Genomic DNA, 12,887 nt, shown 5'->3' with positions numbered 1-12,887 from the left:
CATGACTGAATTTCGTTTTTGCAAACCATCTCAAATGGAACGTACGGAATTTGTCTCCCACTTTGGCGATGTGTATGAGCATAGCCCATGGGTGGCAGAAGCCGTCTACGATCAAGGGCTCTCAGATCAGGATAACTTTGTTTCAAATCTGCATTTAAGAATGGCTGAAACGCTATTAGACGCAGAGAAAGCAAAACAACTTGCACTTATAAATGCTCACCCAGATTTAGCGGGGCGAGCAGCAATTAACGGCGAACTTACTGCCGCATCCACAGCGGAACAAGCTGGCGCAGGCATTGATCAGTGCTCAGCGGAAGAGTTCGAAAAATTCACTACGTACAACGACAGTTACAAAAGCCGCTTCAACTTTCCCTTCATCATGGCAGTGAAAGGGGCCAATCGTTACCAAATTCTTGAATCCTTCGAGAAGCGATTAGGCAATGATAGTGACACTGAGTTTGCTACTGCGATACAGGAGATCAACAAGATCGCACTGTTTCGCCTACGAGATATGTAAGTCACGGAGATGGCGACTGTTTCGTTCTGATATCGATTGATATCTGCCCGACAAAGGGCATAGAGCTCTAGATGAGCATACTCACTTAACCTATTTTTGAATAATTGGAAGGATAAAGGACATGTCCTTAGATATTGAACAATACATTAACCTTGCTGACGATAAACTTGGCGCAGAAGCTATCTACGCTACCGACGACTTTTTTGCCGATAAGAGCCGACTTTTACGCCGTGAAGCACCAGAATGGAAAGACGATCTTTACGATGATAACGGCAAATGGATGGATGGCTGGGAAAGCCGCCGTAAGCGTGGTGAAGGCTACGATTACTGTGTCATTCGCCTAGGTCTTGCAGGCACGATTGCGGGTGTTGATATTGATACGTCTTTCTTTACGGGTAACTTCCCGCCGTCGGCTTCGATTGATGCCTGTTACTCCCCAGACGGTGATCCAACCGACGCAACCGAGTGGCAAGAGATTCTGCCTTCTATGGGTTTGCAAGGCGATCATCATCATCTTGAACAGATCGAAAGTGATGAAGTGTTTACTCACTTACGTCTCAACATTTATCCGGATGGTGGCGTTGCACGTTTACGCGTTTATGGTCGACCTAGCGTTGATTGGGATCGCATCGATAGTCAACAGAAAGTCGACCTTGCTGCGGTTGAAAATGGCGGTCGCGCTTTGGCGTGTAGTGATGAGCACTACGGCAACAAGTCTAACATTCTGGGCCCAGGTCGCGGTGAGAACATGGGTGATGGTTGGGAAACAGCCCGTCGTCGTACTCCGGGTAATGATTGGGTGATTGTCGCGCTGGGACATGCAGGCAACATTGACCGAGTGGTTGTCGATACAGCCCACTTTAAAGGTAATTTCCCAGATAGCTGCTCAATTCAAGCTGCGTATGTCAAAGGCGGAACGGACGATCAAGTTGCAACTCAGAGTCTCTTCTGGCGCGAACTCTTGCCAGCGCAAAAGCTCAAGGCACATGATATTCACGAGTTCAGCTCAGAGGTGAATGATCTTGGCGCTGTGACTCATGTTCGTCTCAATATTTTCCCTGACGGTGGTATCAGCCGTTTACGTTTGTTTGGCACTAAAGCGAAATAAGCGAGGGAAGCAATATGAGCAATGGAATTCGCCGATTAACCATCGAACCTTTGACCAAACAGGCGTTTGCTGAGTTTGGGGATGTGATTGAAGTAGACAATAGCGACTACTTTATGATCAACAATGGCTCGACTCGTCGTTATCACAAGCTAGCGAGCACCGATGTACAAGAGCAAGGTGGTGAAGCCATCATCAGTATCTTTCAAGCGACGCCGCTTAGCTATCCGTTAACGATAAAAATGTTAGAGCGTCATCCTTTGGGATCGCAAGCTTTCGTTCCGTTGCTTGGTCAACCGTATCTTATTGTTGTTGCGCCAAAAGGGGATCAGCCAAGTTTGAAGTCATGCCGAGCGTTCTTGAGCAATGGACGTCAAGGTGTGAACTACCACAAAGGCGTTTGGCATCACCCAGTGTTAGCCCTAACTGACCAAGATCAGTTTCTTATCGTCGACCGAGGCGGCGAAGGGCATAACTGCGATGAAGTCTATTTCGAGAACGACTTAGTCTCACTGCATTTGGACGATCTACCGAGAAACAACAAGCTGGAAGAAAAACAGCGCATGGAACAAGCGCTGTAAAGGAGTAAATTATGGATCCACATATCACGGAGTGGTTGAATCTAGCGATTCGCTGGGTTCACATGATAGTTGGCATCGCATGGATTGGTGCTTCATTCTACTTTGTTTGGTTGGAGAACAACCTAAACCGCGTCAACCCAAAAACGGGCCTTTCTGGTGACCTTTGGGCGATTCACGGCGGTGGTATTTATCACCTAGAAAAATACAAACTTGCGCCACCAGAAATGCCAGAGCATTTGCACTGGTTTAAATGGGAAGCGTACTTCACTTGGATCACCGGTGTGCTGCTATTGGCAGTGGTTTACTACTTAAACGCTGAGATCTATTTGATTGCACCGGGATCGGGCTTATCACCAACGACGGCAATTGCCATTGGTGTCGGTGCTTTGGTTGCTGGCTGGTTTATCTATGACTTGTTGTGTGATTCACCACTAGGTAAAACACCAATGCTATTAGGCGCGGTTCTATTCGTACTCTTAGTTGGCGCGGCTTATGGTCTAGCTCAAGTCTTCAGTGGTCGCGGCGCTTATATTCACGTTGGCGCAATCATCGGTACGATTATGGTCGGTAACGTGTTCCGCGTTATCATGCCTGCACAGCGCAACTTAGTGAGTGCTATTGAAGAAAACCGCGAGCCAGACCCTGCGCTGCCGGCGAAAGGTTTGCTGCGTTCTCGTCACAACAACTACCTAACCTTACCTGTGCTGTTCATCATGATCAGTAACCACTTCCCGAGCACCTATGGCTCGGATTACAACTGGGCAATACTCGCAGGTTTGGCGATCTTCAGTATCTTAGTGCGCCATTACTTCAATACTCGTCATGGTAGCCAGAAATTCGCTTGGACGGTTCCTGTAGCTGCATTAGGTATGGTGACACTTGCGTTTGTCACCTCACCGTATGCTAAGAAAGCGGCAGCACCAGTGGCTAAAGCGCCTGTTGCGGTTGAAGCGACTGCGCAGCCGGAAGCAAGCTCTACAGACACTGTGGCTGCAACATCAGAGAGCCTTGATCAAACAGGTGCGTCGGCATCGGAATCAGCGGCGCCTAGCGGTGTGAGTTTTGCAGCAATCAACAAGGTTATTCAAGAGCGCTGCTCGGTATGTCACTCAGCAACGCCAACCCATGCTGCCTTTGCCGCTGCGCCAGCCGGAGTGATCTTAGATACACCTCAAGAGATTCAAGCCAATGGTCCACGTATAGCGCAAACCGTAAATACTAAATACATGCCATTAGGTAATTTGACCCAAATGACAGATGACGAACGTGTTCTGGTTGGCAATTGGGTAGAACAAGGGTCAGTAATCAACTAACCCAATTTATCTCGCTTATCGGATTGCAAGCCCGATAAGCGTGATTCATGCAAACGTGGTATTTCCCGCTATTTATCTCAAGTGAGATCCCCCGGCCCCTGTTCCGGGGTTTTTTATACCGCTAAAAGGAGTTACAAGTGATGGCAACTGCATTAAGTATTCGACACAAGACTATCTTGGCTACGGTGATGGCAGTGATTCTTGTCATAGTGGTGCTAATTAGCATTACGGTCAGTCAGGGGCAGAAGATTATCCTCGACAAAACTTATTCACAGCAGATGCCAGCGGCGTTGGGAGAGGTCAGTAACCAAATTCAGCTGGAGCTAGAAAAGCCGTTGGTTGTTGCTGAAGTGATGTCTCAGCTACAACCACTTACGGATTTTGACGGTCAAGATAGTGGACAAATCAGTGCACAACTCGCCTCGATCAAGCAGCAGTTTAATGCCTTAACCGCCTTTTTCGTTACCACTGTCGACGACAGCTACTATTTGCCAAGTGGAAAGCTCAAATCTATGTCGAGTTCATCAGCGGATGACCAATGGTTTTATGGTTTTCTCAATGGCGATAAGCAGGTCGAGCTGTCGATTGATATCGATGATGCTACAGGCATCGCAACGGTTTTTGTTAACCATGTTGTGATTAGCCAAGGCCGCCGCGTTGGAGTGACGGGGATTGGTCTGTCGCTCGAAAATTTAGGCAATACTGTTGCTAACTACTCTCTAGGCGATTCAGGTCGACTAATGTTGGTCGACAAGAGCGGTGAGGTGAAGGTGCACCCTAGTACGCAGCAAGTTGGAAAGCAGTTGGCTGATATTGGTCTTGGTGCATTGACGCCTGAGCTGCAAACTTTAGCTGGAACAGCGCCTGTTATACATGAATCAAAGCTTGAACAAACATCGACGATCGTTGGTTTGATGGCTCTGCCACAACTTGATTGGGTGTTGATTTCTGTTCAACCGACGGCTGAAGTGCTCACCGAGATCAACCATTTCATTGAAACGATGATTTGGGTCGGCGGATCTGTAGCACTGCTGTTCATCATTATCAGCGCATATATGACGAATATCTTGCTTAAACCACTCTCAACCACAGCACAACTATTGCTTGAAATTGGTGGTGGCGGCGGCGATCTGACTCAACGATTGGATGAAAGTCGTCGTGATGAAGTCGGTAACATTGCCAAGGGGTACAATCAATTTGTCGCCTATATGGGCAACGTTTTACAAGAAATAGAAAGAGCGCGTAAAGAACTGGTTGCAACCATCAATCTGATTGATCAACAAGCTAACGAAATGAAACAGCAGATCCATGGTCAAGAACATAATATTGATCAGGTAGCAACCGCGGTTCATGAGATGAGCGCTAGCTCTGAAGAGATTGCCAATAACGCTAACCATACTTCAGACAACGTCCATAAAACCACTTTAGAGGTGAAAAACGGACTCAGCTCAGTGAGCAAAACATACGCACGCACTGAAGCTATGAGCCAGCAGCTAGAGCAGAGCAATCAAAGTATCGGAAAGCTATCTAATGATATCAATGCCATTGATACAGTACTGGATGTCATCAGTGGTGTATCAGAGCAAACTAATCTACTGGCATTAAACGCTGCTATCGAAGCGGCACGAGCAGGTGAACAAGGCCGTGGCTTTGCTGTTGTTGCCGACGAAGTAAGAACATTAGCGTCTCGAACCCATGAGTCCGCCAGTGAAATTCGTACCATCATAGAAAACTTACAGGGGCTTAGTAACACAGTCGTTAGCGAAGTCAGTCAGAGCCACAAAATTGGTAGTGAGTGTCTCGCAGCAGCTCAAGAGTCTGAACACCACCTTGCCTCTATCAGCAATATTGTTGAGGAGATCAATCAACTCAGTGCACAGACTGCCACCGCAACAGGTCAACAGTCTCAGGTGATCAATGAGATTGCACCGCACGTCGAAAGTATTGCCGATGTAGCAAAAAGCAATACAGAGATGGTCACACAAACCTCGCAACACTGCGTTAGTTTGAAGAGAAATGCAGAATCTTTAAGTCAATTGGTGGCTAAATTTAAGTTTTAGCATTGCAGTGAGAGCAACAAGTTATACTAAATGGCCAGCAGTAAATCTGTCTGGCCATTATTGTTAAGTTAGAGTGCGATCAACTAGTGGTTAGCCACTACGCTAACACCGCTGAAACTGCTGTATCCGTTGAGCATAATGTAATAACGACCACTTTGGGTGTTAGAGACAGTACAAGTTTCATTGTTACCGTAACGGTATGGTCGGCAATCCCAAGAGCTAGTGGTAGGCTTAGCACCATAGCGGAGGAACAAGTCTGCATCACCGCTACCACCACTTGTTGTGACAGTAAGGGTTTGACCTGCAGCTACATCAATATAGAAATGCTTCTGGTCACCACGAGAGCCGCTAATTCCAGATACAGGGACTCCATTTTTGAGTTCGCCGTCAGGATTTGGAGTTGTACAGTCAGGCTCACAGCCACTATCTGTTTGGCTATAAAGCAGTTTATTCACTGTACCGCGTGTGTCGCTCACTTTATCGACACTTGCTCGCTCGCTTATCAGAGCTGCCACTTGTGCTGGAGAGAGAGAACTGTTTTCTTGAAGGTATAAGGCTGCAACACCGGCGACATGTGGCGTTGCCATAGACGTGCCACTGATTGTACGGTAGCCGCCATCATACCAAGCAGACTTAATGCTCGATCCCGGAGCAAATACATCAACACAGCTGCCCCAGTTAGAGAAGCTAGAGCGGCTATCATTACTTGTGGTTGAGCCAACAGTTACACCGCTAGGTTCACGTGCAGGAGACGAATTACAAGCGTCAGCATTAGAGTTACCAGCCGCTAGCATAAAGCTAATACCTGATTGAACAGCGTTAGCAACAGCTCTATCGAGCGCGGTAGACACGCCGCCACCTAAGCTCATGTTGGCGACTGAAGGGCCCGATGCGTTGGCTGCAACCCAGTCAACACCACCAATTACCCCGGAAGTTGAACCTGAACCGCTACAACTCAAAACGCGGACACCGACAATATTGACGTTCTTCGCCACGCCATACTGTGTACCGCCGATGGTACCAGCAACGTGGGTTCCGTGCCCATTACAGTCCGTCGCATCACTGTCATTGTCGACAAAGTCGTAGCCTGATGTCGCGCGACCACCAAACTCTGCGTGCGTTGTCGTTACCCCGGTATCTATGACGTAAGCCGTGACACCGGAACCATCGTAGTTATAGTTGTAACTATTATTCAGTGGCAGACTACGTTGATCAATCCTATCTAGCCCCCAAATGGCGTTGCTTTGATTGGCATTCGTTGAAATCACAGGATCGATAGAGATCACTCGATCTTGTTCGATAAAATCAACCTGTGCGTCTGAGCGAAGTGCGTTGAGCTGTTGTGGTGACAGGGTGGCAACAAATCCGCTGATTGAGCGGTCGAACACTTTACTGATTTGCAGAACGTGCTCGTTCTCTAAGCTGGTAACGGCTTGTTGCGTAAATTGTTGCATCGCTTGTGGGTTGTCATTGCTGAGCGATAAAGGTTGCTTTAACACGACAATATATTGGTTCTGTATTCCTTTGTTTTCTGATGCCATCAACAGCGGGGCAAGTATTTCACTTTCTGGCTGGTTAACCTGAGCCTCTATTTGTTCTGCTAAGGCAGAGCCAGAGATCACTGAAAGTGAAGAGGCGATACAACAACTTAATAGTTTCTTAAACATTTAACTTTCCTTTGAATGGTATAAGAGATTGTTGAACATGGCCTACTACAAACAACAAGCATGTTTTGTCGATTCTTATGTCTATAACGGAACCCGTCGACACTCCTCAAAAATATCTCCATATGCAACTGTGTTCATTTTAAATTTGCTTGGCGTTATAAATTTGAGTGCCATTTACTAGATTTTTGAAATTGATAGTAAGCTAAGTTCATATCGGTTGGCTGAATGTCAAAGGTCGGCATTATTATGCTGCTGTTTATTGAAATAGTGCTATATACCTCTGCTTAGTGATAGATATGTAGATTTATCACTGGATGGGCTTGTGTGGGCGGTTAACGGATTTCGTTGAGGAAGATGATTTTTCGAGTCATCTCTCCAAATTGGTGAAATTGAATATGTAATTGCACTAGTATGCAGCGATACGCTATCTCTTAGTTGCACCAAAATAACAAATCAAAATTTTAATCTTATAATTATCAATGGCTTGTTTGTTTTGGATATGAGCGGATAAATTGGCATCGATTTTGGATTTGTTTCCTTAGGAAAAAGAATTGAATAACAATTCACTATAAGGAGATATCCAATGAACACGAAGTTCAAACTCAAGCTTGCAGCAGTAGGTACCGCATTAGCCTGTATGTCAGGAGTGGTGAGCGCCGCCGACACTATTAAAGTTGGTGTGTTGCACTCGCTTTCCGGCACCATGGCGATCAGTGAAACCACATTGAAGGACACGGTTCTGATGCTGGTGGAAGAGCAAAATAAAAAAGGTGGCCTACTCGGTAAAAAGCTTGAGGCGGTGGTGGTCGACCCTGCGTCAAACTGGCCGCTGTTTGCAGAAAAAGCTCGCGAGTTGATTGAAAAAGAGCAAGTCGATGTGGTGTTCGGTGGCTGGACATCCGTATCGCGCAAATCTATGTTGCCGGTATTCGAAGAACTCAACAGCCTACTTTTCTACCCTGTTCAGTATGAAGGTGAAGAGTCGTCGAAGAATGTGTTCTACACTGGTGCTGCGCCAAACCAACAAGCGATTCCAGCGGTTGACTACCTAATGAATGAACTTGATGTTGAGCGCTGGGTACTGGCCGGCACTGACTATGTATATCCACGTACTACTAATAAAATCTTAGAGTCTTACCTCAAGAGTAAAGGGGTGAGCGAAAAAGACATCATGATCAACTACACGCCATTTGGTCATTCAGACTGGCAGTCGATTGTTTCTGACATTAAGAAGTTTGGCGCTGAAGGCAAAAAGACCGCTGTGGTTTCGACCATTAATGGCGATGCCAACGTCCCTTTCTATAAAGAGCTTGGCGCTCAAGGTATCTCTTCAGAAGACATCCCAGTTGTGGCTTTCTCCGTTGGGGAAGAAGAGCTGTCTGGCATGGACACCTCTCCGCTTGTCGGCCACTTAGCAGCATGGAACTACTTCATGAGCGTCGATACGGAGAAGAACGATGAGTTCGTCGAGACGTGGCAGAAATTTATCGCCAGCGAAAAGCGTGTGACTAACGATCCTATGGAAGCGCACTACATCGGCTTTAACATGTGGGCGCAAGCGGTCACCAATGCAGGAACGACAGATCCCGAAGCCGTGCAAGATGCATTGATTGGCGTGTCTGTACCAAACTTGTCAGGCGGTTACTCAACTATGTTGCCTAACCACCATATCACTAAGCCTGTGTTAATCGGTGAAATCCAAGATGATGGTCAGTTTGATATTGTTTGGGAAACGACGGGCCTTGTAGCAGGTGATGCTTGGTCAGAGTATCTCCCTGAATCGGCGAAACTCTTCTCTAGCTGGTCGAAGCCGTTTTCTTGCGGTGCGTTTAATGTTGAAACCAAGAAATGTTCAGGGACCAATTAAGACTCAATACCCCCAATCAATAACCTGAAAAGTTTGGCGCTGCATGTGGTAACGCAGCGCATTTTTATTGCCATAAATTCTAACGCAAGGATGCATATCATGACGACCGTATTACGGATGCTCTGTGTGCTCGTTTCTGTGCTTATTGGATTAACGACAGCGTCGGCCGAGAACGTTAAGCCACTGACTCAAGACTCTTTTTTCCAGACGTTGACTGGAAAGAACACACACGAAAAGCAGCAAGCGGCTAGCTGGCTTGCCTCAAACTATTCTCATGACATAGCCAAGCCCATTCTAGAGGCGTGGTTGAATGGACAACTCTATTACCTTAAAGATCATAAACACGCTCAGCATCAGCAGCTATTTATTATCGAGAGTGCTCAAACAGGGGCAGAGGCGAGACAGGCTTGGATTAACGATCCTCTGATCATTGAAAACAAGCGTAAGTTTAAAAAAATAAAAGTGAACAATAAACTTCGTGCTTACCTTCGTACTGAAATTGCATCACTTGGTCTTAACAGCGAGGACCCAGAGGTTCGCAAGCAGTCAATCAAAGCGCTGACAGGTAATCCTGAAGCAATCGACAAGCTCAGCGCATTACAACAAAGTGAAACCAATGCAGAGATCGTCGCTATGTTGGCGTTCGCTATTGCGATTGATGCGGCACTTGATCCTAAGGCCTCCAATCGCATTGACGCTGTTGAGTCTATCTCTCAATCCAACCAACCCATTGTACTTAAGACTCTTAACATGATTTTGGCGCAAGAGACTGATCGACAAATCATTGCGGCCGCAGAGCGTGGTTTACAAGATTACCAGCAAAGCCAACGACTCTACGCAGGTGTCGAGACGTTGTTTTTTGGGCTAAGTCTTGGCTCTGTATTGGTGCTGGCGGGAATCGGCCTAGCGATTACCTTTGGGGTCATGGGCGTGATCAACATGGCGCATGGTGAGTTGATTATGCTTGGGGCTTATACCACTTATGTGATTCAGCAACTTCTGCCGGCTCATACCGGTGTGGCACTGATCTTGTCGATTCCTATGGCATTCGTGGTGTCAGGATTGGTTGGCATCTTGATTGAGCGCAGCGTGATTCGCCATCTGTATGGGCGACCTCTTGAAACGTTACTGGCAACCTTCGGCATCAGTTTGATTCTTCAGCAGGCCGTTCGCTCTATCTTCTCTCCGTTAAACCGTTCGGTAAGTACGCCAGATTGGATGGCGGGCGCGCTAGAAATCAACCCCATGTTGTCGCTGACTTACAACCGCCTCTACATCATCTTGTTCTGTGCCATGGTGTTTGTTGCATTAGTGATGATCTTGAAGAAAACCCCCCTCGGATTGCAGGTTCGTGCCGTTTCACAAAACCGTTCGATGGCAAGAGCTATGGGGATTCGTTCTGAGCGTGTCGACGCAATGACATTTGGATTAGGTGCGGGTGTGGCAGGAGTGGCAGGTGTGGCGCTGTCTCAGTTGACCAACGTTGGGCCAAATATGGGTCAAGCCTACATTATCGATTCCTTTATGGTGGTGGTGTTTGGTGGCGTAGGCAACCTTTGGGGAACGCTGGTCGCTGGTTTAGGTTTGGGACTGTTTAACAAGATCTTGGAGCCATGGGCCGGAGCGGTACTGGCTAAGATTCTGGTGCTGGTGTTTATCATCTTATTTATTCAGAAGCGACCAAGAGGATTGTTCCCTCAACGTGGTCGCGCGGCTGAGAGTTAAGGAGGCGTTATGACCAATCAAACACACACGAAACCCTCACGCTCTTTTGTCTTTTCTGCACTGCAAGGCGATAAGGGCGGTCAGATGACAATATTGGCCATCTTGGCAGCGGTGATCTTAATTCCGGCGGCGAATATGATGTTGCCCGCTTCGCACCCGCTTCACGTCGAAACCTTTACGATTTCATTGCTGGGTAAATACCTTAGCTATGCGATGTTAGCGCTCGCCGTCGATCTCGTATGGGGCTATTTGGGTATTCTCAGTTTAGGCCATGGCGCTTTCTTTGCGCTTGGCGGCTACGCGATGGGTATGTATTTAATGCGTCAGATCGGCGATCGCGGTGTCTATGGTAATCCTATCCTGCCTGATTTTATGGTGTTCCTAAACTGGCAAGAACTACCTTGGTTTTGGCATGGATTCGACCAATTCTGGTTTGCGGCTCTGATGGTGGTGCTGGTACCCGGCGCAATGGCGTATGTATTCGGCTATTTGGCGTTTCGCTCTCGGGTCTCTGGGGTCTATCTCTCCATCATTACACAAGCTCTCACCTATGCGCTGATGCTGGCGTCTTTTCGCAATGAAATGGGTTTCGGTGGCAACAATGGCTTAACCGATTTTAAAGACATTCTGGGCTTTAGTTTGCAGCAAGACAGTACCCGAATCGCACTGTTTATTGCGACTGGTATTGCTCTTATCGTTAGCTATTTGGTCTGTCGCAGCGTCGTGGCGAGCCGTCTTGGTCGCGTATCGGTTGCGATTCGTGACTCTGAATCGCGCACACGCTTTATGGGTTACGACGTCGATGGTATCAAACTGTGGGTGTTCGTTCTTTCTGCGGTGATCGCTGGGATTGCTGGGGCGCTGTACGTGCCGCAAGTTGGCATTATTAACCCAGGTGAATTTGCACCGCTCAATTCGATAGAGGTGGTGGTTTGGGTCGCACTTGGCGGTCGTGCGACCTTGTTTGGTGCAATTGTTGGCGCCTTGGTGATCAACTATGCCAAAAGCTGGTTCACGGTAGAGTTTCCAGAAGTGTGGTTGTTTGCCCTCGGAGGCTTGTTCGTACTTTCAACGCTCTACTTCCCGAAAGGCTTAATCGGTTTTGTCAGTGATAAGTGGCATTTAGTCGTCAATCGAAACCGCAGGCCTAACGCCGCTGAGTCGAGCACTGACGAAGAGAAAAGTAAGGAGGTCTTGGTATGACTGAGTTAAAGCGCACCGAGCAATTTAAGCAATCACTCGCTGAAGTTACACGTCGAGATCAAGTGTTCTCGTTTCTTAAGCCGGACGTCCATCCCCTGATTGATACCAGACACAACATCTTGCTCTATGTGGAAGGGGTAAATAAAACCTTTGATGGGTTTAAAGCGATCAATGATCTCAATCTGTACATCCGTGAAGGCGAGCTCAGATGCATTATTGGCCCAAATGGAGCCGGGAAAACCACCATGATGGACATCATCACGGGTAAGACGAAACCGGACACTGGTGAGGTTTGGCTCGGTTCGAACCTCAACTTACTTAATATGAATGAAGCCGAGATTGCCAATGCGGGAATTGGCCGTAAGTTTCAAAAGCCGACGGTGATCGAGTGCTTAACAGTGTGGGAGAACCTCGAACTGGCGATGTCGGGTGTGCGTTCAGTGTGGGGTTCGTATGTGGCGAAGATGACAGGAGAGCAAAAAGATAAGCTCGAATCGGTGCTGAGTTTAATTCATCTTCATGACTACCAAACGCTGCTGGCAGGCAACCTTTCTCACGGCCAAAAACAGTGGTTAGAGATAGGAATGCTGTTGATGCAAAACCCTAAGCTGCTGCTTATTGATGAGCCTGTGGCTGGCATGACCCACCAAGAGATGGATCGTACATCTGAGCTCCTTAACTCACTAGCTGGTAAACACTCTGTGGTGGTCGTTGAGCATGATATGGACTTTGTCCGCTCAATCGCTAGCCATGTCACAGTGCTTCATCAGGGGCATGTGTTGGCAGAAGGCAGCATGGATGAGGTTCAAGCGCACCAGCAAGTCAAACAGGTTTATTTGGGGGAATAAC

At 47.4% G+C, this 12,887-nt stretch carries 9 protein-coding genes and 2 pseudogenes; 10 read left to right on the top strand and 1 reads right to left on the bottom strand.

Annotated features, from left to right (window positions below; genetic code table 11):
• Position 1 precedes the first annotated feature (1 nt).
• The 6 genes and pseudogenes from uraD to AC6R00_RS06610 all read left to right on the top strand — a co-directional run bounded on the left by uraD (position 2) and on the right by AC6R00_RS06610 (position 5,576).
• On the top strand, positions 2–517 hold the full coding sequence (uraD, locus tag AC6R00_RS06635) for a 2-oxo-4-hydroxy-4-carboxy-5-ureidoimidazoline decarboxylase (protein ID WP_171320518.1): 516 nt from the start codon (positions 2–4) through the stop codon (positions 515–517).
• Between the two features lie 121 nt (positions 518–638).
• Entirely contained in the window at positions 639–1,625 is a 987-nt protein-coding gene (gene alc, locus AC6R00_RS06630) for an allantoicase (RefSeq protein WP_239854955.1), read from the top strand.
• Positions 1,626–1,639: 14 nt separating this feature from the next.
• Positions 1,640–2,203, top strand: coding sequence for an ureidoglycolate lyase (locus AC6R00_RS06625; protein ID WP_500639764.1), 564 nt, complete (start codon positions 1,640–1,642; stop codon positions 2,201–2,203).
• A gap of 11 nt (positions 2,204–2,214) precedes the next feature.
• Positions 2,215–3,157 (top strand): annotated as a pseudogene (locus AC6R00_RS06620) (urate hydroxylase PuuD); the annotation flags it as partial.
• Positions 3,158–3,246: 89 nt separating this feature from the next.
• Positions 3,247–3,516: pseudogene (locus AC6R00_RS06615) on the top strand (urate hydroxylase PuuD); the annotation flags it as partial.
• Between the two features lie 140 nt (positions 3,517–3,656).
• On the top strand, positions 3,657–5,576 hold the full coding sequence (locus AC6R00_RS06610) for a methyl-accepting chemotaxis protein (RefSeq protein ID WP_500639763.1): 1,920 nt from the start codon (positions 3,657–3,659) through the stop codon (positions 5,574–5,576).
• An 83-nt stretch (positions 5,577–5,659) separates the two neighbouring features.
• Here AC6R00_RS06610 and AC6R00_RS06605 read toward each other — a convergent pair whose 3' ends face one another.
• Positions 5,660–7,243 carry a S8 family peptidase gene (locus AC6R00_RS06605; protein WP_500639762.1) on the bottom strand — a complete coding sequence of 528 codons (1,584 nt, stop codon included), beginning with the start codon at positions 7,241–7,243 and terminating at the stop codon, positions 5,660–5,662.
• A 583-nt stretch (positions 7,244–7,826) separates the two neighbouring features.
• Between AC6R00_RS06605 and urtA the strand changes: the two genes are divergently transcribed.
• The 4 genes from urtA to urtD all read left to right on the top strand — a co-directional run bounded on the left by urtA (position 7,827) and on the right by urtD (position 12,886).
• Complete coding sequence (gene urtA / locus AC6R00_RS06600; RefSeq protein ID WP_004744086.1) at positions 7,827–9,110, top strand: urea ABC transporter substrate-binding protein; 1,284 nt, start codon at positions 7,827–7,829, stop codon at positions 9,108–9,110.
• 99 nt (positions 9,111–9,209) lie between these two features.
• Positions 9,210–10,835, top strand: coding sequence for an urea ABC transporter permease subunit UrtB (gene urtB, locus AC6R00_RS06595; protein ID WP_500639761.1), 1,626 nt, complete (start codon positions 9,210–9,212; stop codon positions 10,833–10,835).
• Between the two features lie 9 nt (positions 10,836–10,844).
• Positions 10,845–12,038, top strand: coding sequence for an urea ABC transporter permease subunit UrtC (gene urtC, locus AC6R00_RS06590; protein WP_500639760.1), 1,194 nt, complete (start codon positions 10,845–10,847; stop codon positions 12,036–12,038).
• Positions 12,035–12,886, top strand: coding sequence for an urea ABC transporter ATP-binding protein UrtD (gene urtD / locus AC6R00_RS06585; RefSeq protein WP_500639759.1), 852 nt, complete (start codon positions 12,035–12,037; stop codon positions 12,884–12,886). The genes urtC and urtD overlap by 4 nt, the downstream gene beginning before the upstream one ends.
• Position 12,887 lies beyond the last annotated feature (1 nt).

The sequence above is a fragment of the Vibrio sp. R10-SF1-ISO8 genome, assembly GCF_059833805.1.
This window is presented reverse-complemented; position numbering and strand designations above follow the sequence as displayed.